Annotated in this window: 27 protein-coding genes and 1 pseudogene; 13 read left to right on the top strand and 15 right to left on the bottom strand. The window is 49.6% G+C overall.

Annotation, left to right across the window (positions count from 1 at the left end):
• Positions 1 to 134 precede the first annotated feature (134 nt).
• Positions 135 to 719, top strand: a complete 585-nt coding sequence (locus tag BUA12_RS05995) for a 3'-5' exonuclease (protein WP_072709408.1) — start codon at positions 135 to 137, stop codon at positions 717 to 719.
• A 111-nt stretch (positions 720 to 830) separates the two neighbouring features.
• Here BUA12_RS05995 and BUA12_RS06000 read toward each other — a convergent pair whose 3' ends face one another.
• The 4 genes from BUA12_RS06000 to BUA12_RS06015 all read right to left on the bottom strand — a co-directional run bounded on the left by BUA12_RS06000 (position 831) and on the right by BUA12_RS06015 (position 4,412).
• Positions 831 to 2,768 (bottom strand): aconitate hydratase, encoded by a 1,938-nt coding sequence (locus tag BUA12_RS06000; protein WP_072709410.1) that lies wholly within the window; start codon positions 2,766 to 2,768, stop codon positions 831 to 833.
• A 161-nt stretch (positions 2,769 to 2,929) separates the two neighbouring features.
• Entirely contained in the window at positions 2,930 to 3,367 is a 438-nt protein-coding gene (locus BUA12_RS06005; protein ID WP_072709412.1) for a GNAT family N-acetyltransferase, read from the bottom strand.
• A gap of 165 nt (positions 3,368 to 3,532) precedes the next feature.
• Complete coding sequence (locus tag BUA12_RS06010) at positions 3,533 to 3,712, bottom strand: hypothetical protein (RefSeq protein ID WP_072709415.1); 180 nt, start codon at positions 3,710 to 3,712, stop codon at positions 3,533 to 3,535.
• A gap of 79 nt (positions 3,713 to 3,791) precedes the next feature.
• Positions 3,792 to 4,412: a hypothetical protein gene (locus BUA12_RS06015; RefSeq protein ID WP_072709417.1), complete on the bottom strand. Its 621-nt coding sequence runs from the start codon at positions 4,410 to 4,412 to the stop codon at positions 3,792 to 3,794.
• A 166-nt stretch (positions 4,413 to 4,578) separates the two neighbouring features.
• Between BUA12_RS06015 and BUA12_RS06020 the strand changes: the two genes are divergently transcribed.
• The 3 genes from BUA12_RS06020 to BUA12_RS06030 all read left to right on the top strand — a co-directional run bounded on the left by BUA12_RS06020 (position 4,579) and on the right by BUA12_RS06030 (position 6,958).
• Positions 4,579 to 5,025, top strand: a complete 447-nt coding sequence (locus BUA12_RS06020; RefSeq protein ID WP_072709419.1) for a DUF4385 domain-containing protein — start codon at positions 4,579 to 4,581, stop codon at positions 5,023 to 5,025.
• A 167-nt stretch (positions 5,026 to 5,192) separates the two neighbouring features.
• Positions 5,193 to 6,386 (top strand): PAS domain-containing protein, encoded by a 1,194-nt coding sequence (locus BUA12_RS06025; RefSeq protein WP_084669959.1) that lies wholly within the window; start codon positions 5,193 to 5,195, stop codon positions 6,384 to 6,386.
• A 65-nt stretch (positions 6,387 to 6,451) separates the two neighbouring features.
• Complete coding sequence (locus BUA12_RS06030) at positions 6,452 to 6,958, top strand: ferritin (RefSeq protein ID WP_072709421.1); 507 nt, start codon at positions 6,452 to 6,454, stop codon at positions 6,956 to 6,958.
• A 467-nt stretch (positions 6,959 to 7,425) separates the two neighbouring features.
• Here the strand turns inward: BUA12_RS06030 and BUA12_RS06035 are convergent, their stop codons facing one another.
• Positions 7,426 to 9,018, bottom strand: a complete 1,593-nt coding sequence (locus BUA12_RS06035) for a catalase (RefSeq protein WP_072709519.1) — start codon at positions 9,016 to 9,018, stop codon at positions 7,426 to 7,428.
• A gap of 705 nt (positions 9,019 to 9,723) precedes the next feature.
• Between BUA12_RS06035 and BUA12_RS06040 the strand changes: the two genes are divergently transcribed.
• The 5 genes and pseudogenes from BUA12_RS06040 (at position 9,724) to BUA12_RS06060 (ending at position 14,793) form a co-directional block, all read left to right on the top strand.
• Positions 9,724 to 11,127, top strand: a complete 1,404-nt coding sequence (locus tag BUA12_RS06040) for an anthranilate synthase component I (RefSeq protein ID WP_072709423.1) — start codon at positions 9,724 to 9,726, stop codon at positions 11,125 to 11,127.
• Positions 11,124 to 11,702 (top strand): anthranilate synthase component II, encoded by a 579-nt coding sequence (locus tag BUA12_RS06045; RefSeq protein ID WP_072709425.1) that lies wholly within the window; start codon positions 11,124 to 11,126, stop codon positions 11,700 to 11,702. Before BUA12_RS06040 ends, BUA12_RS06045 begins: the two co-directional genes overlap by 4 nt.
• Positions 11,703 to 11,733: 31 nt before the next feature.
• Positions 11,734 to 11,994, top strand: coding sequence for a hypothetical protein (locus tag BUA12_RS06050; RefSeq protein WP_072709427.1), 261 nt, complete (start codon positions 11,734 to 11,736; stop codon positions 11,992 to 11,994).
• Positions 11,995 to 12,105: 111 nt separating this feature from the next.
• Positions 12,106 to 14,256 (top strand): DNA topoisomerase III, encoded by a 2,151-nt coding sequence (locus tag BUA12_RS06055; protein ID WP_072709429.1) that lies wholly within the window; start codon positions 12,106 to 12,108, stop codon positions 14,254 to 14,256.
• A gap of 91 nt (positions 14,257 to 14,347) precedes the next feature.
• Positions 14,348 to 14,793, top strand: a pseudogene (locus BUA12_RS06060) (YaiI/YqxD family protein).
• Positions 14,794 to 14,826: 33 nt separating this feature from the next.
• Here the strand turns inward: BUA12_RS06060 and BUA12_RS06065 are convergent.
• From BUA12_RS06065 to BUA12_RS06075, 3 genes are all read right to left on the bottom strand, one after another.
• A complete protein-coding gene (locus BUA12_RS06065; protein WP_072709431.1) occupies positions 14,827 to 15,138 on the bottom strand; it encodes a HesB/YadR/YfhF family protein in 312 nt (103 codons plus the stop codon).
• Between the two features lie 89 nt (positions 15,139 to 15,227).
• Positions 15,228 to 15,443, bottom strand: a complete 216-nt coding sequence (locus BUA12_RS06070; protein ID WP_072709433.1) for a helix-turn-helix domain-containing protein — start codon at positions 15,441 to 15,443, stop codon at positions 15,228 to 15,230.
• An 11-nt stretch (positions 15,444 to 15,454) separates the two neighbouring features.
• On the bottom strand, positions 15,455 to 16,102 hold the full coding sequence (locus BUA12_RS06075; protein WP_072709435.1) for a DUF2975 domain-containing protein: 648 nt from the start codon (positions 16,100 to 16,102) through the stop codon (positions 15,455 to 15,457).
• 347 nt (positions 16,103 to 16,449) lie between these two features.
• On the opposite strand from BUA12_RS06075, the gene chrA reads away from it, so the two are divergent.
• From chrA to BUA12_RS06095, 4 genes are all read left to right on the top strand, one after another.
• Positions 16,450 to 17,661: a chromate efflux transporter gene (chrA, locus tag BUA12_RS06080; RefSeq protein ID WP_072709437.1), complete on the top strand. Its 1,212-nt coding sequence runs from the start codon at positions 16,450 to 16,452 to the stop codon at positions 17,659 to 17,661.
• Positions 17,662 to 17,696: 35 nt separating this feature from the next.
• Positions 17,697 to 18,107, top strand: a complete 411-nt coding sequence (locus tag BUA12_RS06085) for a hypothetical protein (RefSeq protein WP_072709439.1) — start codon at positions 17,697 to 17,699, stop codon at positions 18,105 to 18,107.
• Between the two features lie 25 nt (positions 18,108 to 18,132).
• Positions 18,133 to 18,915, top strand: a complete 783-nt coding sequence (locus BUA12_RS06090) for a Cof-type HAD-IIB family hydrolase (protein ID WP_072709441.1) — start codon at positions 18,133 to 18,135, stop codon at positions 18,913 to 18,915.
• A 116-nt stretch (positions 18,916 to 19,031) separates the two neighbouring features.
• Complete coding sequence (locus tag BUA12_RS06095; protein WP_072709443.1) at positions 19,032 to 19,499, top strand: Dps family protein; 468 nt, start codon at positions 19,032 to 19,034, stop codon at positions 19,497 to 19,499.
• 105 nt (positions 19,500 to 19,604) lie between these two features.
• On the opposite strand, the gene BUA12_RS06100 is transcribed toward BUA12_RS06095, so the two are convergent.
• From BUA12_RS06100 to BUA12_RS06130, 7 genes are all read right to left on the bottom strand, one after another.
• Positions 19,605 to 20,258, bottom strand: a complete 654-nt coding sequence (locus tag BUA12_RS06100; RefSeq protein WP_072709445.1) for a metal-dependent transcriptional regulator — start codon at positions 20,256 to 20,258, stop codon at positions 19,605 to 19,607.
• 44 nt (positions 20,259 to 20,302) lie between these two features.
• On the bottom strand, positions 20,303 to 21,397 hold the full coding sequence (locus BUA12_RS06105) for a metal ABC transporter permease (RefSeq protein ID WP_072709447.1): 1,095 nt from the start codon (positions 21,395 to 21,397) through the stop codon (positions 20,303 to 20,305).
• Complete coding sequence (locus BUA12_RS06110; RefSeq protein ID WP_072709449.1) at positions 21,394 to 22,269, bottom strand: metal ABC transporter permease; 876 nt, start codon at positions 22,267 to 22,269, stop codon at positions 21,394 to 21,396. The genes BUA12_RS06105 and BUA12_RS06110 overlap by 4 nt, the downstream gene beginning before the upstream one ends.
• A complete protein-coding gene (locus BUA12_RS06115) occupies positions 22,266 to 22,991 on the bottom strand; it encodes a metal ABC transporter ATP-binding protein (RefSeq protein WP_072709451.1) in 726 nt (241 codons plus the stop codon). Before BUA12_RS06115 ends, BUA12_RS06110 begins: the two co-directional genes overlap by 4 nt.
• An 11-nt stretch (positions 22,992 to 23,002) precedes the next feature.
• Positions 23,003 to 23,938: a metal ABC transporter solute-binding protein, Zn/Mn family gene (locus BUA12_RS06120; protein ID WP_084669962.1), complete on the bottom strand. Its 936-nt coding sequence runs from the start codon at positions 23,936 to 23,938 to the stop codon at positions 23,003 to 23,005.
• A 227-nt stretch (positions 23,939 to 24,165) separates the two neighbouring features.
• Positions 24,166 to 25,719, bottom strand: coding sequence for a BCCT family transporter (locus BUA12_RS06125; RefSeq protein WP_072709455.1), 1,554 nt, complete (start codon positions 25,717 to 25,719; stop codon positions 24,166 to 24,168).
• A 93-nt stretch (positions 25,720 to 25,812) separates the two neighbouring features.
• Entirely contained in the window at positions 25,813 to 26,238 is a 426-nt protein-coding gene (locus tag BUA12_RS06130) for a hypothetical protein (RefSeq protein WP_072709457.1), read from the bottom strand.
• Between the last annotated feature and the right edge of the window lie 14 nt (positions 26,239 to 26,252).

The following is a 26,252-nucleotide window of genomic DNA, read 5'->3' on the forward strand; positions in this document are numbered from 1 at the left end:
GTCCCCTTTGCTTTGATATCAGTAAAATTATACCATTATCAAAATATTTCGACAATGGAAAGAAAGAGTGTTTTATATTAATGAAATCGGAGTGTAAGATGTTATAATAAGACATTATGAACAGGAGGCGGCTTATGGAATATGTAGCGCTTGATATAGAAACGGCCAACAGGGAAAGAAGTTCTATCTGTTCGATCGGGATGGTCAAGTTTGAAGAAGGACAGATCGTTGATGAGTTTTATACGCTGATTAATCCGGAGGCTCATTTCTCCTATGCAAATATAGAAATACACGGCATCACGGAGACGGATGTGAGAGGCGAGCCTACATTCCCTGAATTGAACAGGGATATTGAGTCATTCATCGGTGACCAGCTGATGGTCGCACACTTTTCCCAGTTCGACATGTACGGCATCCAGGATGCCTACAGGAAATATAGTATGGCGATACCGCCATTGAATTACATTTGTTCCTACAGGCTGTCGAAAAGCTTATACCGGCTGCCGAATCATAAACTCGTGAACATGGCGAAATACTTCAATGTGGCCGCCGACAACCACCATAATGCACTGGCGGATGCGAGGATGGCAGGTCACATCACGTACAATATCCTTAAAGAAAATAACTTGAGCATCGAAGAATTCAATGCGTACCATAATTATCAGCTGGGTACACTTGGCAGGAACGGCTATACGAAAAAGAGGAAGAGAAGATATTAAATAGAGATATTGTTATTAAAATTACGCATAAAAAAGCCATCGCACTCTCGAGTGCGATGGCTTTTTTTCTTCTCAATATTAAAGGCCCCGGAAGGCCTTTTAACATCCATATTATTGTCTCTGTTTCACCCAGTTGATGATGCCGCCGGCAAGCATGATGTCCAGGTGCCTCTGTGTCATGCTGTGCTTCACCGGGATTCTCTTTCCTGATTCCTTCAAGGTCACTTCAAATGTATCACTGTTCTTGATATTGTCATGGACGTTCCTGAATTCGATTGTCTCACCATGCTCGATCAATTCGTGGTCTTCCGGGTTCACGAATGTGAGCGGCAGTATGCCGAAGTTGATGAGGTTCTGCAGGTGGATCCTGGCAAAGTCCTTCACCAAAGCCACTTTCATACCGAGATAGCGCGGGGCGAGCACTGCGTGTTCACGGCTGGACCCCTGGCCGTAGTTGTGGCCTGCCACGATCATATGGCCGCCTTCATCCAGCACTTCATGTGCACGATCGTTATAGGTTTCATCGACACCTTCGAAGGTGAATGTACTGATCATCTCGATGTTACTGCGGTACGGCAGCACCCTTGAACCGCCGGCGAGTATTTCGTCAGTCGAGATGTTGTCCCCCATCTTGAGGAGCACCGGTACATCGAAGTTGTCTTCGAGCGGCTCGAAATCAGGGATTTTCGAGATGTTCGGTCCTTTTTCAATTTCGACGCTTTGATTATCTTCCGGAGGTGCCTCCAGCATTTCAAGCCCTTTTTCCGGTATTGCCGGTTCCTCGATTTCAGGGTATGGAATATCCAGCGTCCTCGGGTCTGTGATGACCCCGGTCAAAGCTGAAGCAGCTGCCGTTTCCGGACTGCACAGGAAGACGCTGTCCTCTTTCGTCCCGGAACGGCCCGGGAAGTTCCTCGGCGTCGTACGGAGACTGTTCTGGCCGGATGCCGGTGCCTGACCCATCCCGATGCAGCCGTTACAGCCTGCCTGATGGAGACGTCCGCTTGCGGATAAGAGGTTCGCGATATGCCCGTGTTCGACGAGCTGCTGGAGCTGCTGTCTGGACGTCGGGTTGATATCGAATGAAATCCCGTTCGCCACCTGCCTGTCTTCGACGATCTTACTCGCAATCGCAAAATCACGATAGCCGGGGTTGGCAGATGAACCGATATACGACTGGTAGATCGGGTCCCCTTCGATTTCAGACACCGGCACGACATTATCCGGGCTCGTCGGTTTTGCAATGAGCGGCACCAGCTCGGATAAATTCACTTCATCGTGATCATCGTACTCCGCACCTTCGTCCGCCTTCAATTCCACCCATTCATGTTCACGCTTCTGGGTCTTCATGAAGCGCTTCACTTCATCATCCGACGGGAAGACCGAGGCGGTTGCACCGAGTTCGGCACCCATGTTCGCAATCACGTGGCGGTCCATCGCGGACAGGCTGTCGAGGCCCGGACCGTAATATTCGATGATCTTGCCCACACCACCTTTGACGCTGTGGCGGCGGAGCAGTTCCAAAATGACGTCTTTTGCACTGACCCACTCGGGGAGTTCACCTGTGAGTTTTATTCCCATGATGCGCGGCATCGTCACGTGATATGGTTCTCCCACCATCGCCATGGCGACATCGATCCCGCCGGCCCCCATCGCAAGCATGCCCATACAGCCGTTGGCACATGTATGGCTGTCCGAGCCGAGCAGGGTTTTGCCGGGTATGGCGAGGTCCTGCATATGGACCGGGTGGCTCACCCCGTTGCCTGGTCTGCTGTAATAAACGCCGAAACGCTGGGCGGCACTTCTCAGGAATATGTGGTCATCGGGGTTGCGGTGGTCATCCTGGATCAGGTTATGGTCGACGTATTGGGCGGACACTTCCGTCTTCACCTTGTCGAGTTCCATCGCTTCCAACTCCAGCATCACCATCGTCCCGGTCGCGTCCTGCGTGAGTGTCTGGTCGATTGTCAGGCCGATCTCCGACCCTGGTGTCATCTCGCCTGACACCAGGTGATCCCTGATCAACTTTTGAGCAACATTCAACTGCATTTCTTACCCCTCCTGAACATGATTTCATTAGCTCGCTGTTAAAAATCCTGTCTATATACTATTGCACTAAAACGGGCAGGGTAAACTGAAAACCTTGAGATTGGGAAAAGGGCTCACTTACAGGCGGGGGGGCGGACGGGCAACTGAACGGTGAAGATCCATCATTGCAGGTCTTTTTTGAAGACATAACTCACTTTATCGTAATCCATCTTGTCTTCATAGAAATGATGCGCCCCGGTACGTTTCAGGCCGGAGGAAAGCGCGACGCTTTCATAGTCATGCCGCTTTGCCCAGGCGTGTATGAAACTTAAAAGTCTCGCGCCGTATCCATTCGACCTGAAGTTCTCATCCGTCACCAAATCACACACCCAGACGAATCTGCCGTAATACAACGTGATCATCGGTTTGAATCCGCAGACGGCAACGATCCTTTCACCTTCGAACAAAGCATGGAGGGAATAACTGTCTTTATCCCTCGCTTCATTCACAAGTTCAAGGTATTGTCCTTTACTCAGATGGGACCTCAATTGCTGCATTACGGGAAAAGCGGCAAGGATTTCCGCATCAGTGGTCAGTTCTTTAACCTCTTCATTCTCCATGGTTCCATCCCCTTAATTTTTCTAAATCGATAATCCGGCTGTTCATACCATCCAGGCCCAGGGCCGTTGCACCAAAGTTCCCCATCATCAGATAAAAAAGCGGGACACCTTGCATTAGGGCGTCCCGGCTGTATCTATTCTTCTGCACTCATCATGCACTTCCATTTATATGAACCATTGGGCAGGTATTGTATCCCTGTGTGATACTGTATATTCAATGCTGTTTTCCGGCAGCCATCCCGCAGCATCTTCGACCCTCTCTTCGGTCCCGCTCAGGACCCAGATCAGGATGAATGAAAGGAGCAGCATCAGAAACATCCCAACCATCAATAATATCGCTTTCATCTTAATCCCCCTCGTCAGCTTTCTTTTATTGTAATTCAAGGGCATGGCGCTGTAAATGCAACATTTTCCAGGTGATGGATCAAACCCGCTGCTCCCAAATTCTGTTCATCCCGATTCTGGCCAGACTGGCGTAGTTGAGGATGTCGTTGATTTTCCATAATCGTTCCCCGGATTTGTTTTCTAATGTTATGAAATAGATTCTTTGAAGGGCCTGGAATATCTCATATAATTTCCGGTCTTCATTACGCAGTCTTTCATTGGCCGCGGGACGGTTGGTGAAGTCGAGAGCATATGTTTCTGCAAGGGTCTTCTCAAACCAACGGTAGATTCTGGTGACAGTTTCTTTATCACCTTGGGCGTCATAGTAATCAATCAACTCATGATCATTGGAAATCATCTTCAGTGTTTCCATGTCTGTGATATCGGGATCTGTCATCTCATCCGGCTGTCCCCCTCCACCGATACTGGGGAGCTGTTTCTGTGCCTCATCATGAGATCCGACGATGTCTTCTAAATTTTTACGGGCCTGTTCCACTTCAAAGCTGATGTATCCGTCTCCATATCCTATTTTTTCGACTCTTGAAAACAGCTTTGAAATCTTCCTGCGGTACATGATGATGAATATTAAAAGCAGCCACGCCATGTTGAAATTGGACAGTATCAGTTCAGTAAAGCCATATACAGTCTCGAGGATAGTCATTTTTCTCCTCCTTTCAAAAAAATTTCCGATTGGCATGAACGTTCCGTGCGCAGTGACTTATTACATCCATTATACCACTTGGCATGATAAGCACCCCAATGTGCTGGATTCAAGATCAGCATCTCAGGGTATAAGATGTTGAACATTCAATTCAAGGGGTGAAGAGATGGCATTCGACTATGACATTGATTTCGATTCGATTGATTTCCGTAAACAGCCTGAGCTCTACCGCGTCGGGCGGGGCGAGCAGGGTGTGCTGCTTGTCGAGCCTTATAAAAGTGAGATACTCCCGCACTGGCGCTTCAAGACCCCGGACATCGCACGCGAGTCGTCCAATAAAATCTATGAAATGTATGAAGAGTATAAAGAAGAAAATGATTTCGTCGGCATGGACATGGCCCGGAAATTCCTGCAGATGGGCTACACGCGGTCCCGCCGCTATGCCAACTACAAAGGCGGCCGGAAGTACGGCAAAGACGGGGAAGTGAATGAACGGCAAATTGATGAGGAGAAGGCGGAATCCGCACGGATCTTCGAGGAGAAATGGATCAGGGTCCGTGAAGACGAAGATTATCTGAAATTGAAACGTGACCATCAGAAAAAGTATGGGTGAAGTCCCATCACATGAATGATCCGGGCCATACACGGTTTTTTTGTGTTCAAAAGTGAAAATATTGTTAACATTTTCGGATCTGATATTTTTATCACTTCAAATGATATATGATAGATGTATTAAATATATATCTTTAAAGCCGGGGCTTCCGGTGATGGGGTGATACTGTGTCAAAGGTCATGGAAGACGTGAAGACGGTCAGGAATTTAATGAAGCGGGTGCAGGAAGGGGTGCCGCAGGCAGACATCCTGCCCGATTACAGCACATATGCTGAGACCTTCGATCTGCTGGACGTATTCAAGGCGGTCCTGGAGTTGAAGCATACTGAAAAAGGGATGACGGTAGATGATATCCGGGCATTTTTTGAAATGCACCTTCATTTATATGGTCATGATGTTACAGAAATCCATATCAGTGGGGATGAAAACCATCCGCTGCATATACTGAGGCGGGAGAATGAGCTGTTTTCGGACACGCTTGAAATCATCGGATATTTGATTGAAGGTGTGGAGGATGGGGAGGACAGCCTTCTTGAAACACTCATCGCCGAAGTTGGACGACTGGGCGAGTTGAACCGCCATTTCAACAGGAAAGAGAAGCTTTATTTCCCCCTGCTTGAAAGGTACGGCATCCATGCACTGCCGCGGACGACATGGAAAGCACACGACCATATCCGTGCATTGCTCAAGGGCATGAAAGGGCTTTTGAGGAACACGGCGGACCTGGATTTTGTTCATATACGACAGTCATTCAACAAATTGAAGGCGGCATGCCGGGTAGTCGTCATGGAGGAGGATCATCTGCTCATCCCGGTTACGCAGCTGCTCTTCAAAGAGCGCGACTGGTGTGCCATTGCAGTTGAAAGCAGTGCATTCGGCTATGCCGTCGATGCAGGGGATTATTTCAAATCCCGAAGGCCAACGGTGAAGCCGCTTGATCATACCGAGCAGCTGCAGTTCGGAGGCGGATATCTGACGGCTAAGGAAGCGAACCTTATATTGAACAACCTGCCTGTTGAACTTACATTCATCGATAAAAACGGGATCTTCAAATATTTCAATGAAGTCGTCGAATCTTCTGAAATGATGTTCATACGCACCCCGCTTTCAATCGGCCGTAATGTCGCGAATTGTCATCCGCCGAAGAGTTTGAAAAAGGTGATGTATGTCATCAGGGATCTTAAAAATAAAGTTAAAGACTCGGAGACGATGTGGTTCAAAAAGGGTGATCAGTTCATTCACATCACCTACAAGGCGATGTTCGACGAAAGGGATGAATTCATGGGGGTCCTTGAATACGTTCAGGACATCCAGCCGTTCCTGGAACTGCCGCGCGACATGAAGCGGAATGTGAGCAGGTAGGAAGCCGGATTTTTGGAAGTATGCATTCACATTCGTTAAAATGGTGATGAAAGGGAGGTTCTAAAATGTTATCAGATAAGTTGAAACAGGCTTTGATCGATCAGATGAACCATGAATTTGCAGCAGCGCATGAATATTTGGCGATGGCGTCCTATTGTGAGAATCAGAGCTATGATGGGTTCGCCAACTTCTATAAGCAACAGGCGAAAGAAGAACGTTTTCACGGCACAAAGATCTACAACTATTTGAATGACCGCGGCGTGCACGCAAAATTCCAGGCCATCCCGGAACCGAAAAATGATTACGAGTCGCTCCTTGATACATTCAGACATGGGCTTGAGCAGGAGAAGACGGTGACAAGGAATTTCTATGAGATTTCAGATATCGCCACCGAAGACCGGGAGCATATGACGTTGTCATTCGTCAGATGGTTCCTGGATGAGCAGGTGGAAGAGGAATCAATGTTCGAGACGCATCTCGACTACATCGGCCGCCTGAAAGATGATGGCAATGCTTTGTATGTATATGAGCAAGAGCTCGCCAAAAGGCATTTTAACGTGCCGGAGGAATAAGCAGAACATTTCCCGGGAAATTTATTTTCGGGAGAATGAGTAGAGGCTGGGTGGAACCCGGCTTCTTTTTATTTGGAATTCTGGTATATTGACGCCCCTGCGCATTCGATGGTGATTTTAAGGCTGAGTGAGCAGAATTCCGCTCGGCCTGCGCATTCGATGATGATTTTAAGGCTGAGTGAGCAGAATTCCGCTCGGCCTGCGCATTCGATGATGATTTTAAGGCTGAGTGAGCAGAATTCCGCTCGGCCTGCGCATTCGATGGTGATTTTAAGGCTGAGTGAGCAGAATTCCGCTCGGCCTGCGCATTCGATGATGATTTTGAGGCTGAGTGAGCAGAGTTCCTCTCGGCCTGCTCATCCAATGCCGATTTTCGGAACGAATGAGCAGCCTTTTAGCCGCTCATCAAAATAAAAGCCTCTCAAATAAAAATAAGGCAGGACAAAAGTCCCGCCTTAATCAAAATTTTAATAAGGGTCCGCTTCATGGCCTTTATCCACCGCATCCTTTGCAGCCTGCTGTTCGGTGGCGGTGCCTGCTGAGCCGTACTTGGATTTCTCCCCGGCTTCACGGCCCGGCGGCCCTGACTCTTTCATGTTCTCCATCTCTTTCACTTTGGCTTCGATGCCTTCTTTGACACGTCTGCCATAATCTTCGTCGGCCTGGGTGAAGTGGTGCACCATCGCTTCCTGGATACGCTCGTCACTCTGAGCGAGCACGTCGGATAAATTCTTGATGAGTTCATCGCGCTCCCAGTCCTCGAAGTTCCGGTAGGTCTCCCCCGCCTGACCATAGTTGTTCGGACGGTCGATCGGCTTCCGTAATGCTTCCGCATTGTACGTCGGCCGATGCGGCTTGCCTCTTTCTTCCGCTTCTTCAAGACCGCCCCGCATGGAGGGTTCATAGTTGATGCTCGGATCATCACCCATCTCACCGGGGTCGCGGTGGTCGAGCTGTCCGCGGTGCTGGTTCGTGCGTACTCTCGTCTTCGGCGCATTCACCGGTACCTGCAGATAGTTTGCACCGACACGGTAACGCTGCGTATCGGAGTAGGAAAAGGTGCGTCCGATCAGCATTTTATCATCTGAGAAGTCCATGCCGTCGACCAGGACACCGGTGCCGAATGCGGCCTGCTCGATCTGGGCATGGAAGTCCGTCGGATTTTCATTGAGCACCATCTTGCCGACCGGCAGCCACGGAAACTTGTCTTCCGGCCATAGTTTCGTATCATCGAGCGGATCGAAATCAAGCTCTTCATGGTAACCGTCTTCCATAATCTGGACGAACAGTTCCCACTCCGGATACTCGCCGCGTTCAATCGCCAGATAAAGGTCTTCCGTCGCATGTGCCACCGTCTGGGACTGGATGTCATTCGCCTCTTCCTGGGTCAGGTTGCGTATGCCCTGTTTCGGCTCCCAGTGGTACTTGACGAGCACTGCTTCACCTTCATCGTTGACCCATTTATAAGTGTTCACACCGGAGCCCTGCATATGGCGGTAAGTCGCCGGGATGCCCCACGGTGAGAACAGGAATGTAATCATGTGTATCGCTTCAGGTGAGCGGGATACGAAGTCGAACATCTTCGTCGGATCCGGGACATTCGATGCCGGGTCGACTTTGAATGCATGGATCATATCCGGGAATTTCATCGCATCGCGGATGAAGAAAATTTTCAGGTTGTTGCCGACGAGGTCCCAGTTGCCGTCTTCGGTGTACATTTTGACGGCGAACCCTCTCGGATCACGCTCGGTTTCAGGGGAATCCTTTGCGCCTGCCACGGTGGAGTAACGCACCATGAGCGGGGTGCGCTTGCCCTCACCTGAGAACACTTTTGCGCGTGTGTATTTCTCGACCGGCTCCTCACCGACTCTGCCGTAAGTTTCGAAATAGCCGAATGCACCCGTGCCCCTGGCGTGCACGACCCGCTCAGGCACTTCCTCACGGTCGAAATGCGACATCTTCTCCAGGAAATGATAGTTCTCCATAGTCGCAGGCCCGCGGTCACCAATTGTGCGCAAGTTCTGGTTATCTGTCACGGGGTGGCCCTGACGGTCCGTCATCGGCTCCCGGTTCGCTTCTTTTTCACGTGGTATTTCATTTTCCTTCTGATAATTCTTATCTGCCACACTGAAAACCTCCTGTAAAATTTTGCTCAAGTCGAGGGTTATTCCTGGCATGCTTTGGAAATGGTGTGATGAGAGGTGCTCTGAAGGATGTAAAAATGCAATCATGATAGCATTTGACATCTATACAGTATGTCACAGGAATTTACCCTTGCTGAAGGATGGATAAACATCATACTGGAGGTGGATTTCAAATATTTAGAATTAACAGTTGACTTATCTCAAAAACCTCTATATATTTTAGTTATTCAGTAGCAAATATAGAATGTAGTCAAAGAAAGCTGATGGGTGATGCAAATCAGCACATGATATTTGTGAATTGGGCAGAAATTAAAATTTAAAATGAGATTTACCAGAGTGAACATTCATTTGTTAATTAAGGTGGCACCACGGTGACGCGTCCTTGAGGCGTTGCTGTGGTGCTTTTTTATTCAGGTGGTAATGGAGTAGTCCGGCGTGTCCTTTTTCAGAAAGTCGGTGGGTGATGCGAACCGATATGGATGCCGGATGAAGTGGGTTTCACCGGTGCATAACCGAATAAATATCAAGTGGGGGACCTGGTCCTCAATTTAGGTGGCACCGCGTGTAAGCGTCCTATTCGTTTGGGAGGCTTATTTTTTATTTTAAAAAGGGGGATTCGATATGGAAATCATATATGAAACATTGAACGCCGAGTTTACACCGGAAGCACTTGCGCAGATGAGGGAGAAGAAAGTCATTTTCGAAAGTGCGTCACAGCACGAAATGAAGGGGCGGTACTCGATGGTGGCCTTCGATCACCACGGTAAAGTCACGCTCGACAGCCATACGCTCACGGTGGAATATCCGGACTGCATCTTCAGCTACAGCAACGATCCTTATGAAAAGCTTAAAAATCTGCTCGGTGAATACAAGGCGGATATTGAAGATCCGGTGCTCGCCGAACTTTTATTCGTTTCCGGCTTCATCGGCAGCTGCAGCTTCGACCTGGTGCGCCATGCATTCAAAAAGCTGCAGGAAATTGAAGTGGAAAATAAAACAGATGACCTGGTGTTCTACATGGTCGAGAGCGTATATGTCTTCGATCATTACAGGGAGAAGATCCATGTGATCACATCGAACCTGTTTTCCGGCATTCCTGGGGATGAGCTTGAAGCGCGGCTCGCAGCAATGGTGGAGGAGGCCAAGTCGGTCAGGCTGTTCCACCCGGTGCTCTCATATGACAACTCGAACCGGGAAATCGAGACGAACATCAGTGAGGCGGACTTCTTGAAGACGGTGTCCTATTTCAAGGAGCTGATACAAAAGGGAGATATGTTCCAGGCCGTGCCGTCCAGGATTTATAAATACAGGCATGCGTTCGGCATGGAGAAGAATGTGCTGACATTTCAGCTGTACAAAAATTTGAAGCGGCAGAACCCGAGTCCCTATATGTATTATTTGAATTTCGATGATCCTATCATCATCGGCAGTTCTCCGGAGAGTTTCGTGAAAGTCCAGGGGGGCAAAGTGATCACGAACCCGATCGCCGGGACGATCAGGCGGGGGAAGGATCCGGAGGAGGATCTTCGGAATGCGGAATCGCTTGCCGGGGATGAGAAGGAGCTCAGCGAGCACCGGATGCTCGTCGACCTGGGGCGTAATGATGTGAACCGCGTGAGTGAGCAGGGCAGCATATCACTCGAACGCCTGATGGAAATAGAAAAGTATGAACACGTCATGCATATCGTGAGCGTCGTGACGGGGGATGTGAAAAAAGACATCTCACCGATCGATATCGTCACAAGCCTGCTGCCTACGGGAACGGTGTCCGGTGCCCCGAAACTCCGTGCAATCGAGCGGATATATGAAGTCCGGCCGGAAAAGCGCGGCATATACTCAGGCGGGGTCGGTTACATCAACTGCAACCAGGAACTCGATTTTGCGCTGGCCATACGCACCATGCTGGTCGATGAGGAATATGTGAATGTAGAAGCGGGCTGCGGTGTCGTGTATGACTCCGTCCCCGAAAAAGAGCTGGAAGAGACGAAATTGAAAGTGAAAAGTCTGCTGGAGGTGCACCCATGATACTTGTCATCGATAATTATGATTCATTCACCTATAACCTGATCGATATGCTGGAAGCATTTGATGAAGTCGTGGTGAGATATCCGGATGATGGTGACGTGCTGGAACTGGAAGCCGATGGTCTGGTGATTTCCCCGGGGCCGGGGCACCCGCTCGATGAAGATCATCTGATGAACATCATCACAGCCTACGAAGACAAGCCGATACTCGGCATCTGCCTCGGTTCCCAGGCATTGACCTGCCACTACGGCGGACGGGTCGTCGAAGGTGATGTGGTGAAACACGGCAAGATGGATGTGATGAAGGTCATCGGCGGCTCAAGGCTGTATGACGGTCTTGGTGAAAAAATAGAAATCATGCGGTATCATTCGCTAGTGAGTGAGCGGGAATCGTTCCCCGACGGTCTGAAAGTGACCGGTGAGACAGTGGATTCCATCCAGTCCTTCGAACATGCCTCGCGGCCGCATTTCGGCATTCAATACCACCCCGAGTCCTTTGCATGCAAGGCGGGAAGTGATATCATAAAGAACTATATCAAAGCTGTAAACAGCAGCGAAGTGACTCCGGTGCAATAAGTGCCGGCTTGTCGTGTAAGGAGAGTCTGATATGGATTTACTGACGATGGGGCTGTTCCTCGTACTCTTTGCGGCAGTGGCGATCATCTTCGCCCAGCGTAAGGAACTTGCGCATCTGAGGGAGAAGATTGAAAAGCTTGAAGCCGGTCCGGCTGAAGAGAAGTGGGTGGTTGAAGCGAGAGATAAGCTCGAGACCCAGGGTGCCGGCAAAGCAGTGAGATATGTCAGGAATGTCACGGGCATGTCACAGTCTGAAGCAAAGCAGTTCGTGGGCGGCCTGGAAAAGGAATGATAATGGAAGGACCATCCGAAGTCGGGAGGTCCTTTTTCAATGACTTTATTCCGAAGTCCAAAAGCAGTATAATTGATTGATGAATTGTAAGAATCGGAAAGGATGAATATTTTGGCGAAGAGTGTAGTACTTGCTGAAAAGCCTTCGGTCGCACGGGACATCGCCCGCGTGCTGAAGTGCAGTAAAAAAGGGAACGGTTTCCTTGAAGGGGATAAATATATCGTCACATGGGCGCTCGGGCACCTTGTGACCCTGCAGGACCCGGAGCGTTATGACAATAAATATCAGAAATGGGATCTGTCAGATCTGCCGATGCTCCCGGCACCGCTGAAACTGACGCACATACCGCAGACGACGAAGCAGTTCAAGGCGGTACAGACGCAGCTGAAGCGCAAAGACGTCGAAGAAATCATCATCGCGACCGATGCCGGCCGGGAGGGTGAGCTCGTGGCGAGATGGATCATCGATTATGTGAAGGTCAATAAACCGATCAAACGCCTGTGGATCTCCTCGGTCACCGACAAGGCGATTTCCGAAGGGTTCAAAAACTTGAAGTCCGGTAATAAGTACCGGAATCTTTACCAGGCGGCAGTCGCGAGGAGTGAAGCGGACTGGTATGTCGGCCTGAACGCAACGCGTGCGCTCACGACAAAGTTCAATGCACAGCTGAACTGCGGGCGCGTCCAGACACCGACGCTTGCGATGATTGCGGCACGCGATGAGGAAATCAAAAACTTCAAACCGAAGACGTATTTCGGACTTGAGGTCGGAACGGACAAGCTCAAATTCAAGTGGAAGGACGGCACGAACTTCTCGACCTTCAATGAAGACAAAGTGGATGCCATCCGGAAGAAGCTCAAGGCGGATCATCTGACTGTCAAAGACGTCGGCAAGAAGAAAAAGAAACAGTTCGCCCCGGGCCTCTACGACCTGACGGAACTGCAGAGGGATGCCAACAAAATCTACGGCCTCTCTGCAAAAGAGACGCTGCAGACGATGCAGGGGCTTTACGAACGCCATAAGGTACTGACATATCCGCGGACGGATTCGAAATTCATCTCCAATGATATCGTGCCGACGTTGAAGGAACGCGTGCAGGCGAGCGGCATCGGTAGTTTCCGTAAAGTGGCGACCCATATTTTAAAAGCACCGATCAAAGGGAACGGCTCTTTCGTCAACGATGCGAAAGTGAGTGACCATCATGCGATCATCCCGACTGAGAGCACCGTCCATTACAGTGATTTCAGCGAGCGCGAAAAGCGCGTGTACGACCTCGTCATCCAGCGTTTCATGGGCGTCCTGCTGCCGCCGTACGAGTATGAGGAGACGATCGTGACCGCAGAAGTGAATGGTGAGTTGCTGGAGGCGAAATACAACCGCGTCCTGAAGCAGGGCTTCAAAATCGCTTTTGCGGAAGAGGCGGAAGACAGAACCGTCGATGTTGCGAAAGGCGAGACGCTTAATGTAAGGCATGTGAACAAGACGACGGGTGAAACGGCACCGCCGCCGAGATTCACTGAAGCATCCCTCCTTCAGGCGATGGAAAACCCTGCAAAATATTTCAACATGGACAAAACGCACAGCAAGACATTGAGCGAATCCGGCGGACTCGGAACGGTCGCAACGCGTGCGGACATCATCGATAAACTGTTCAATACGTTTTATCTGGAGAAGAACGGCCAGGCAATCAAAATCACATCCAAAGGTAAGCAGCTGCTGGACCTTGCACCTGAAATCCTTAAATCACCGGTGACGACGGCGGTATGGGAGAAACAGCTCGAACAGATCGAGCGTGGCCATCTGGACAAGCAGAAATTCATCGAGAATATGAAGCAGCATACGAAAGATATCGTCGCAGAAGTGAAGTCGAGCGACAAGACGTTCAAGCACGACAACATTTCCGGACGTGACTGCCCGGACTGCGGCAAGCCGCTGCTTGAAGTGAACGGCAAGAAAGGCAAGATGCTCGTCTGTCAGGACCGCGAGTGCGGGCATAGGAAGAATGTCGCAAAAATCACGAATGCCAGATGCCCGAAATGTAAGAAGAAGCTCACATTGAGCGGCTCCGGCGACGGTCAGATATTCACATGTACATGCGGCTACCGTGAGAAGATGTCATCATTTGAAGCGCGTAAGAAAAAGGAAAATAAAGGGCGCGTCGACAAGCGCACCGTGAATAAGTATTTGAAGCAGGACAAAAAAGAAGAGCCGATCAACAATGCGCTCGCCGAGCAGCTGAAGAAACTGAACCTCGGAGAGTAGGCGGATGACGCTCAAAGGTCCATCGCCAAATGGGCGCCGGTTCGGCCGATGGGACTACCATAAAATCCAAACTGTAAAGGCGGGTACAAGCATGAAGATCATCGTTGATGCGGATGCATGTCCGGTGAAGGATATCATTTTCAAAGAGACGTCCGGTTTAAACATCCCGGTCACGCTCGTGTCGAGCCTCTCTCATTTTTCCAACCAGGATGTGCCCGCCCATGTTGGGACGATTTATGTGGATGCGGGCCGGGACGCGGCGGATTTCAAAATCGTCGCACTCACAAAAAAGACGACATCGTCGTCACACAGGATTACGGGCTTGCCTCTCTGCTTCTGCCGAAAGGCGCAACTGTGCTCCATCATAAGGGGTTCGAGTATGATGCGATGAACATCGATCATCTGCTCGACACCCGCCATATGGGTGCAGCGATCCGGCAGGCGGGCGGCAGGACGAAGGGTCCGAAGCCGTTTTCAAAAGAAGATAAACAGACATTCCGGGAGCTTTTCCGGAAAAAAATAAAACCCTCCGATTGAGGAGGGTCACTTGATGAAGGCAGGCATGGGCACTCACGCTTGTCTTTTTTTCTGTCCTATATAGTTGAATACGACTTCATCCTTATCTTCATCGTACTCCACGGAGAGGTCATGGTCATCGAAGAACCATACATCTGTTTCATTGACATAAAATTCGATGCCGTCCTTCTCATATTCGACTGCCTTCTTCCTGTCATCTCTGTCCAGAGTAAAAGCGAGTGAATAACCTTCGCGGACGGCGCTGTCTCCATAAATCTGGACAAAGAAACGCACCTTGTCGCCGGATTCCAGTTCCACATCATCTTTAAACCACTTCAGTGCGGCATCTGTTACATTTAACTTCATATTACACTCTCCCTTTTAGTGATGACATATTTCATTGGTTCAATCCTATATCTATTTACGGAAGAGTGCAAATATTTCGATGTTTTAATTTATTCCGCGGGATCATCAGGGGCATACTCCAAAATGTCTCCTGGCTGGCAGTCGAGCGCTTTGCATATTGCATCAAGTGTCGAGAACCTGACAGCCTTCACTTTCCCGGTCTTGAGGTTGGAAAGGTTGACGATGGAGACGCCGATTTCATCAGCCAATTTCCCAAGAGGCATCTTCCTGTCTGCGAGTACTCTGTCGAGCCTGACTATAATCATGTCTTTCCCCCCTAAACTGTCGCATCATATTCATCCTGGAGAAATGCACCGTACTTGAACACTTTGGCGAGAATCCAGATGATGATGCCGCTGAATAAAATCATCAGATTGAAATCGATGTTGATCCGGTTGAAACCGACGATCGATTGCTCATTCAACTCGGAAGCAATTTCTGCAAGTGAAAATGTCTGCAGCAGCAAATTTTGGAGTGCCATGTTTGTGAGTGCATCGATCAGAGTGAAAATCATTAGAGTGTAAGCTGCGAGCTCTATGAGACGGCTGTTCCTCAGTGTGAAGATGTGCCCATTGGTGAGGTTGTGAAGCCACCGGTTGATGAAGAAGAATATGAGGGTGATGGCGGTGATGTAAAGGAACTGTGCTGAAAGCCACAGCAGGATGGCTGTCTGATCCAGGTTGATCGTCTCCAGGTATGCTTCGGTGACTTCCAGTGTCAGCCCCGTCGTTTCATAAGTGCCTGTGATCGGGAGCTGTGTCAGTCCCGATTCGATGCGGTCCAGTGGGATGAACGGTACGGCGATGATCCCCGCAAGGGTTGCGAAAAGGCCGAGGGCCAGGAGTGCCAGCGGAATGTAGGAAAGCACGTAAAGGATCTTCACCATGGTTTTGAAGCGCTTATGCACCACTGCGTTATTTGTCATCGGTTACTCCTCCTTTTCCTTGTTAGTTACATTATACACCTATATTTAAATTAAAGCAATAATTATTTAATGTTTATCATTAAATAATTATTGCTGTGCATTAAATATAAAGTCATGGGAGACAAACTGACGGAAGAAGCTCCAATATATCGTTGAGCTGTCCGAAGCATTACTGTAATTTTATGCAAAAAATCAGTCGCACCCGGTGCATCGGAGCAGGGAGTGTTTTTTATTTGAAAATTCCAGGCCTCGAATGTTAAGAATTGATTAATTCTCTTTCCCGCTATGGATTTCATATGGCAATCCTGTTAACTTTAGATTACAAAACCTATGTCATGGAGGTACTTATGTCGAATGAACCCAATTCAAAAGTGAACGATCCCCCCCAAAAAGGCAGCCTGATGGAAATTTTATTGACCTCCCTCCGGCTGGGCCTCACTTCTTTCGGCGGACCGGTGGCACACCTCGCCTATTTCAAGGATGAGTATGTCGATAAGAAGAAATGGCTCGATGATAAATTGTATGCGGACATCATCGCGGTCTGCCAGTTCCTGCCGGGACCTGCGAGTTCGCAGGTCGGCATCTCGATCGGCATGCTGAGGGGCGGCATCCCGGGCGGTATATTGTCGTTCCTCGGATTCACGGTACCATCGGTCCTGGTTCTGATCATTTTCGCACTGGTGTATCAGACGTTCGATCTGGAAGGCGCAGTGTTCATCAACAGTCTGAAGATCGTGGCTGTGGCGGTCGTCCTCCACGCATTGATCGGGATGGGGAGGAATCTTGCGCCGGACTTTCCAAGGATGCTCATGGCCATCGGTGCCGCAGGACTCATGCTGATCTATCCAAATGCATGGATCCAGATCCTCACCATCGTCATAGGCGGGATCATCGGTTACATACTGTTCAGGAACAAGGCTGAAAATAAGATTTCGGACTTCAAATTCAATTTGACACGTAAAGTCGGAATCATATCTTTCAGTACGCTGGCCGGACTGCTCATACTGCTGCCGGTACTGAACTCCATGTTCAACAGCCAGTATTTGAACCTGATCGACATCTTCTTCCGTGTCGGTTCGATCGTCTTCGGCGGTGGCCACGTCGTGCTGCCGATGATCGAACGGGAAGTCGTGCCGACGGGTCTCGTCACGCCCGACCAGTTTTTGGCCGGTTACGGTATGGCGCAGGCAGTGCCGGGGCCTTTGTTCACATTCGCAAGCTACCTTGGCACGGTGATGCTCGGGACGACGGGCGGCATCGTTGCGACCGTTGCGATGTTCCTGCCGTCGTTCCTGCTTGTGATGAGTGCACTGCCTTTCCTGAATGTACTCCGCGGCAATGAGAAGTTCCAGAGCGTCCTGATGGGCGTGAACGCAACGGTCGTCGGTATACTGCTTGCCGCATTTTATGATCCTGTGTTCACGAGCGGCATCAATACGGGGCGGGACTTCTTTTTGGCACTGCTCCTGTTCTTCATGTTGTTCAGGATGAAGCTGCCTGCCTGGATGATCGTTATCCTTGGTGTTATTGCGGGATATCTATTACAATTATTACCGTAAGTTCAACAATTTAGACCAGATGGGGATTGAAGATTTTGTATATATTATTATTCGTTTTATTTGCCGGCTTGATCTTCAAGTCGTTCCATACGCACTACATATCGAAGAGGAAACGGTATTTCTCCTTCGATGACAGCCGGTATACCGGGGAAGATGATTTCCTTAAAATCAGCGAATTGAACATCAGACAGCTTGAACGGATTTTCCTTTATCTGATGCTCGCGACATATCTCGCGGCCCTCGCGATATTCATCTTCACAGACAGCGAGATGGCGATATGGGTGCTTGCGACGGTGCTGGCATGGCAGTTTGTACTCAGTGCCTTCGTCGATTTGAAATTATACTCGGCATTTCATGATAAAGGGCATCTTTTCATGGTGGCCGTATGGCTCTTGCTGATTGTGGTGCTGTACTATGGATTATCGAGATTTGAAATTGTCGTATAACATATGAATGGGAGCAGGGTATTATATGAGCAGTCAGAAAATCATTTTCTTTGATATTGACGGGACACTCTACAACGATGACAAGGTCGTGCCGGATTCGACGAAGGAAGCGGTGAAGGCGGCGAAGAATGCAGGTCATATCGCAGCCATCGCGACGGGGCGTTCGCCTTTCATGTATGAAGATCTCCGGGCGGAACTCGGCATCAGCACCTTCGTCAGCATGAACGGCAACTATGTCGTGTTCGAAGACGAGCTGATCCATACCAATCCGCTGGATGGGGAAAGACTTAACGACATCACGGAAATGGCGATGGAGAATGATCATCCGATCGTCTACCTGGACGAGGAAAACATGCATTCGAATGTACCTGAGCATGAGCATATGACTGAAGGGCTCGCGACTTTGAAGCTCGGCTTCAAGCCGGGCCATGATCCGGACTACCATATCGGCCGCAATATATACCAATCGCTGCTGTTCTGTCCGAGAGGCGAAGAAGGGGTGTATCAGGAACATTTCAAAGATGCATTCCAGTTCATAAGATGGCATGTCTACTCGATGGACGTCTCTCCCAGGAACGGCTCCAAGGCGGAGGGCATCAAACAAGTGGTCGGGAAGATGAACCTCGACCTCAACAATGTCTATGCATTCGGGGACGGGGCGAACGATGTTGAAATGCTGCAGTATGTGCCGAACAGTTTTGCGATGGGGAACGCCCGGGAAGAAGTGAAGCCGCATGCGAAACACATCACGACCAGCGTCGATGACCATGGGATCCTGAACGGCCTGCGGCAGGCGGATCTGATTTGAATCAAGGACTTTCCATGTTTAGTTTTATAATCACCGGGAAGATGTATAGTGGGATATGACAGCTATGCGATATAAAATAAAACACCTATAAAATTTTATTTGGGAAAGGTGATTTCATGGTACAGACAACTGAAAAGAACAAAGTGATCGAGTCATTGAACAGACAGCTCGCAAACCATATGGTGCTGTGGGGTAAACTCCATAATTTCCACTGGTATGTCAAAGGGCCTCATTTCTTTTCACTGCATGCGAAGTTTGAAGGATTGTACAACTCGACGGCAGTAATCATCGATGACGTTGCTGAGAGGGTGCTTGCAATCGGAGGACAGCCGATCGGCAAACTTGCAGAAGCGCTTGAGGAGTCAAGCATTGCTGAAGCGGAATACGGACTCGATGAGAATGCGATGGTCAGCCAGCTGATTGAAGATTATGATTTGATCAAAGAAGAGCTGAAAAGCGGTGTGAAAGAAGCGGAAGACGTGGGCGATGATTCGACGGCGGATATGTTCATCGCTTATATCAAAGATATCGAGAAGACCAGCTGGATGTTGCAGGCGTACCTCGGGCAGGACGTTAAAAAGTAAAAATCTTTAAGTGATGTTTAATGGCGGTTCCTTTGAACCGCCATCTTTTCATGCATGGCTGACATAATGAAACCGCCCCCGGCTCCAGGAGCAGGGGGCGGTTTCTCATATTTTCTCAACAAATAAATTCTGTCCGACGGTCATGCTGATCTGTATATCTTTATCGAAGCCGGGCTTTTTTAAGGTGATCAGATCGAGCGCCTCATCGACCTCTTCGACGACGACTTCATCCCCGATGTTCAAGTGATGGTTCTTGAAGTACTGGAGGAGTTTCTTATCATCGACAATCCTCGATATGATGATGTGATCCCCCGCCTGCACCTTGGGAAGGAAGAGCGTATTCTCCTCCTGCTCTTCCATCCGATCGGGGTTGACCGCTCCGCCATGAGGGCAGAATTCAGGGAAACCGAGAAACTCTTCCAGTTTATCCGCGACATCGTTGCTTGTGCTGTGTTCAAGCAGTTCCGCTTCTCTGTGCACGGCGTGTATATCGAAGCCAAGCTCCTCGACGAGGAAGACTTCCCAAAGCCTGTGCTTGCGGATGAGTTTTTTCGCGTAAGAGGTGCCTTGATCGGTCAGCATGCTGCCCTTATACGGCGTATAGGAGACCCAGCCGATCTTGACCAGGCTGTTCATCATCTCGGTCACAGTGGGCGGCGCAATCCCCAGTTTCCCGGCGATTTCCTTATTAGGCACCTGGACCGTCCGGCCGCCAAGTTCAAATAAAATCTTCAAATAATCTTCTTTGGTAGGGCTCAATCCTAATCCCCTCCTAATACATGTTATCGAATCCCGCCATGATTTCAGGAGGCCGGCAATTCGTATTTGATGCGGGTATAATGCGTATATTCTTCGCCCCGCCGGGTCAGTGTGTAGCCGTCGGTGTTCTGCTCCACATATCCATTCAGGAGCAGGTGTTCGATATGCTTTTTGAATGATTTATCATCCAGGTTGAAGTGACTCTGGATGCCCCTGCGCGAAATCGTCCTGTGTTCATCCTCGTTCATCAGCATCAATATCATCGCTCTTGCAAAAACCTTTTTCTGGTTGTGCTGCTTGACCTTGGTGCTGACAAAGCCTTTCGGGTTGAGCAGGAACACAAGCATGAAGACGATGAAGGCGACAAAGGATGTGGCACCGGACATCGAAACGTCCAGGTGATCACCTGCCAGATAACCGAGTGTACTATTTATGAAGGCAAAGATGAAGGACACCCATATCATATGGCTCAGCCTTTTGACGAGCAGGTAGGCCGTCAGTGCAGGGGCGACGAAAAAGTTGATGACCAGGATGGAGCCGACGGCATCAAACGCTGTCACAGCTGTGATCGAAACGAGCGTCATGAGCAGGTAGTATATGAGTGTCGTACTGAAGCCTGCTATGTAGGCATATGTCGGGTCGAACGTAGACAGCTTCAGTTCCTTGTAGAATAAAGCGACGAAGCCGCAGTTGATGACGAGCAGCAGTGAGAGCTGCCACAGCGCGTTCGGCACGCTGAATCCGAATATTTCGATCCTGTTCAATGGGGCGAACAGCACTTCGCCCATCAGGACGACGTCGAGGTCCAGATGCACGTTATCCGCATACCTTGAAACCAGAATGATGGCCAGTGCGAACAAAGCGGTGAATACGATACCGATTGCGGCATCCTGTTTGATCAGTCTTGTATTGATGATGACCTGTATCAGATATACTGTGAGCAGTCCGATGAGGCCCGCGCCGATGATCAGCCACGGCGACCTCAAGTCCTGGGTGATGAAGAACGCAAGCACGATGCCGAGCAGTATCGTATGGCTGATGGCGTCCGTCGTCATGGAGAGCCCTTTCAGTACAAGGAATACACCAAGGATGCTTGTGGCAAGCGCAGTCACGATCAGAACGAACCATACTTCAATCATGAAACCACCCCCTGATTCCTTTTACGGTGTGTGTGCAGCAGGCCTTTACTGCCGAACACCATGGACAGGAGGACAAGGATGCTCATCGCAAGGATTATGGAAGGGCCGGTGGCGAATCCCGCATAAACCGTACTCACATATGTTCCTGTGAATGCTGATACTGCACCGGAGAAGCCTGCGATGATAAGCACCATCGGAAACCGGTTGGACCATAACAGGCCGATGACACCCGGGGCGATGAGCAGGTTGACGATCAGGATGGCACCGACAGCCTTCAGGCCCACTGCAATCAGGACGATCGTCATCGAGAGTATCATGAAATTCATGAGTCCCGTGTTCACCCCGACACTTTTACTGAAAATGGGATCGAATACATAAATCTTTATATGCGAATAGAACAACATGAACAGCAACAGGCTGATCACTGATGCAATGATGATCAGATAAACATCCGTACGGAGCATATAAGCGGCCTGACCGAAAATATAGTCGTCTATGCCCTGTGTGCCGGAGAAACCCGGGTGTCCCTGCACGTAGCTTTTGAGCGCCATGCCGAGGCCGAAAAAAGAAGACAGTATCAATGCCAGTGCACTGTCCAGTGTCACTTTCGACGAGTCGGTGATGATCTGGATCGTGAAAAAGGCAAAGATGCCGAAGATGACGGCACCGAGCGCGAGTGTATAAGTCTCCATCACCCCGACCAGCATGAATGCGAAGATGATGCCCGGAAATGTTGCGTGTCCGATGGCGTCTCCAATCAGGCTCTGCCCCTTGATCACACTGACCGTCCCCACTATGCCGCAGGCGAATGCCAATATGACGGTGCCGATGGCGACGATCAGGAAAGTGTAACTGGTCAGTACATCAATCATGTGGTGACACTCCTGTCATCGTATGCTTTATCAATATTTTCCTTCTTCCAGGCTTCTTCAATAGTGCCCTGTGCGATGACGGATTTGTTGAGAATGATCACATGATCGAAATATTCTTCGACCGTGTCCAGGTTATGGTGGACGACGAGGAAGCTTTTACCTTTCGCCTGAAGCGCCTTGATCGTGTCGATGATGAGTTTCTCAGTGGTGATGTCAATGCCCTGGAGCGGTTCATCCATGATGTAGAAATCCGCATCATGACAGATCGCCCGCGCCAGGAAGACGCGCTGCCGCTGTCCGCCGGAGAGCTCACTGATCTGGCGGTCTTTGAAAGCTTCCATCTTCATGGTGGAGAGTGCATCCATTGCGGCGGCGACATCTGCTTTGTTCATGCGCTTGAACCAGCCTTTATGAACATATCTCCCCATCAGAACGACATCAAGAACAGTGGTGGGGAAGTCCCAATTGACTTCACCTTTCTGCGGCACATAAGCGATGTTTTTCAGCGCATGTTTCGGTTTTTTGCCGTTGATTTCAACTTTGCCGGACAGTGGTTTATTGAGGTTCATGATGGACTTGATCAATGTCGATTTGCCTGCGCCGTTCGGTCCCACCACCGCAGTCCGGCTGTTTGCCTTCACTGCCAGGTTGATATGCCAGATGACCGGGTTATGGGCGTAGGCCACACTTAAGTCGCTCACTTCGATTATGTTCCTTGTCATGATGGTCCTCCTTATTGTAAGTGATCTGCAATCACATCGATGTTATGTCTGTACATCGTGATATAAGTGTCGCCAGTTTCACCTTCAGGGGCGAGCGAGTCGGAAAGCAGGGCATTTTCTCCGCCGCTCACGACTTCAACCGTCCCCCCTTCGGACTCTACGACTTCCTGAAGGCGCTGCATCCGGTCAGGGTTCGTCGTCGTTTCAACGAATATGGCATTGATGTCATTTTCAACAATCAAATTTGCAGTCTGTTGTATCTGGTTGTTGGATACTTCAGAATCCGTCGAAAAGCCTTGAGGTGCATGCACTTCAATGTCATAGGAGGCAGCGAGGTACCCGAATGCATCATGCGGCGTGACGACGATTCTCGATTGGTCCGGGATTTCTTCAATCCTGTCGCTCACATACTGATCCAGTTCCTCAAGCTCGCTAAAATATGCATCGAGATTTTCCTGATACTGCGCTTCCCCATCAGGATGGTTTTCAACCAGAATGTCCATGACATTCTGCATGGCCACTTTATACAAATCTATGTCGAACCAGAAATGGGGATCAATGACCTCTTCCCCCTCTTCTTCCATAGTCTCCAGGTCCTCATTGCTGAGGTTTTCCGCGACGGCGACACCATCTTCAAGGACATCCACCATCCGGCCTTCGAAATCGAGGCCCTGATACATGATGATATCCGCCTCGTTGAATGTCCGGAGATCGCTTGAGGTCGGCTCATAGACGTGTGGGTCCTCCCCGGCAGGAATGACCAATTCCACAGCGAATCCATCCACGCCTTCTTCCAATACATTTACCATGTCATACAGGAAAGTTGTGGTGACCGCAATCTGCTCACGGCCGTCTTCCTCAGCATCAGCATCTCCCGCTTCCCCGTTTCCGCATGCGGAAATGATCAGGGTCAAGAGCATTGTCAAAATCAATGTAAATCGTTTCAAATGAATCTCCTCCAATTATGGTTAGTCTAACTTATTTATTAGGATACCCTAAACTTATGGAAGGGTCAACTTGAAAGGTGAAAATAAGGACAGTGCCATCGGAATTCATCAGTATGTCGCCGAAGGTTGAGGAATCAAGATGCAAATTCGTATTGTTGGCCCGAAAACAATCGAAATCAAAAAAAAGCCGCAGCAGATGATCATCTGCTGCGGTCGTCATTTTTATCCTAGTCTTCTTTTCTGATGTTATACTTCCACGCTTTATCCCTGTCCATCATCTTGATGGCGGCATAGACGAGGATGAACTGGATCGCGATGATCGGTATGCCCATCATGCCGGAGACCACTTCGAGCGGTGCAAGTCCGCCGATCTGCATCAGAGCGAGTGCAAGCACCGTGATGATCACAGCGACAAGTATGCGGACGAACTTAGACGGGTCCTGCTCACTCATATCTTCCTTGCTGGTGTAGGCCGCTATGGTGAATGTCGTGGAATCGAGTGTGGTGGTCAGGAATATCATGGCAATGATGATGAAGACCACCATGACGATCGTCGACAGCGGAAGTGTCTCAAGGATGACCGGGATGATTGCGGTCGGTTCATTTTCGTCCGCAAGCGAAAGTACATCAAGCTCACCCGTCAGCTGGCGGTGTACGCCGATGCCGCCGAGGATTCCCGTGGCCACCCATGACAGGGCGGTCGGGGCGACCATGTAGGTCAAGATCATTTCCTTGATGGTGCGTCCTCTTGAAATCCTCGCTGCAAAGACGCTGTGGAGCATCGCCCACGTGGCGTTATAAGCAAACCAGAAAACAAGGTGGTTCTTGATGAAGGATGTCTGTTCGATCACGGTGGATTCCGTGAAGAATGAAATCGTCATATAATTGCTGACCAGATGCCCCACGGTATCCGTGAAGAAATCCATGATGAATATCCCCGGTCCGACGATGATTATGAACAGGGCCAGGCCTGCCGACATATAGATGTTGGCGACACTCAGACGCTTGATGCCCTTCTCGATGCCGACATATGCGCTGAGTGAAAAGAGGAAGACCCAGAGGATGGTGACGATCAGGGTCATCGTGAATGTCACTTCCGTATCAAGGAGTGCCGCCAGATTCGATGTGATGATCGGTGTTCCGAGCCCGAGTGTCACCGCGGCACCTGAAAGGATGCTCACAAGGAATAAAATATCCAGGATGGTGCCGCCGATGCCGTCGGTGAACTTATCCCCGAACAATATCCTTGTGGCTTCGGAAATGCGCATCATCGGACGCTTCTTCACATGAATGATATAGGCGATTGCAGGAGCAGCCATGACGAATATGGAAAATGTCTGGAGGCTCCAGATGAACATGGAATAGGAATTACCCCATAACATGGACTCCGCTGACCCCGCTTCGATGCCGGCGGGCGGATTATTGGCGATGTCCGCCCATTGGATCATGCCGGTCCTCATGATGGTGGACCCGAGGCCCATCGCAATAAGAAGCGATGAATACTGGAAGAGCGTGAAATCAGGCTTGGCAGCGGGGTCCCCGAGCACCACTTTTCCGTATTTTGAAAAGGCCAGGTAGAGTCCTATCAGGACGAGTATGTTTGCATACCATATGTACCCCCAGCCGAAGTTCGTCACGATGGCATCGAATATGCTGTTGAGCAAATCCAATGTTTCCGATTCGTACAGTGCGAAGGGGATGCTGATAAGTATGATGAAGAGCACGGAAGGAATCAAAATTTTCTTATCAATCAATTGCCATTTATTTTTCTTTTTCTTCAAATTGGTCACACCCCTTTTAAAATTGATATTCACTAAAATGACATATATTAAACACTATCATAAAAAAACACGCCTTACAGGCGTGTTCAGCCGTTACTTCTCAAGCAGTGCCTCTTCCTCGTCACGGGAATGGATTTCATTCACTATGATGACCGAATTGGCAAAATCGATCAGCTGCTGGTAATCGGGGTCCTCCCTGCGGATCTCATCTTTCATTTTGCCTGCAATGATCCGCATGATGTCATGATCACGGATCAGATGCTGTACTTTGTCGTGCAGGCCGGGATCATTTTTCACCGCAACTGTATACAGCCCGTTCTCTTCCTCTTCCGTATCTGCATGGACGATGATCTTGCCTTCCACGAATTCGATGAATGAATCGACCTCTTCGGCGAGATGGGCATATTCCTTTTTCTCCAGGAGTCCCCTCATGCCTTCGATTCTTTCTTTCGCTCCGCCGAGCCCGGCGTCATGGATCGCTTTGTGTGAATCGAACTTTCTTAAAGCCGGTCCCACCATTTCAATCACTCCAG

Source organism: Lacicoccus alkaliphilus DSM 16010, from assembly GCF_900142805.1.
GTDB lineage: Bacteria > Bacillota > Bacilli > Staphylococcales > Salinicoccaceae > Lacicoccus > Lacicoccus alkaliphilus.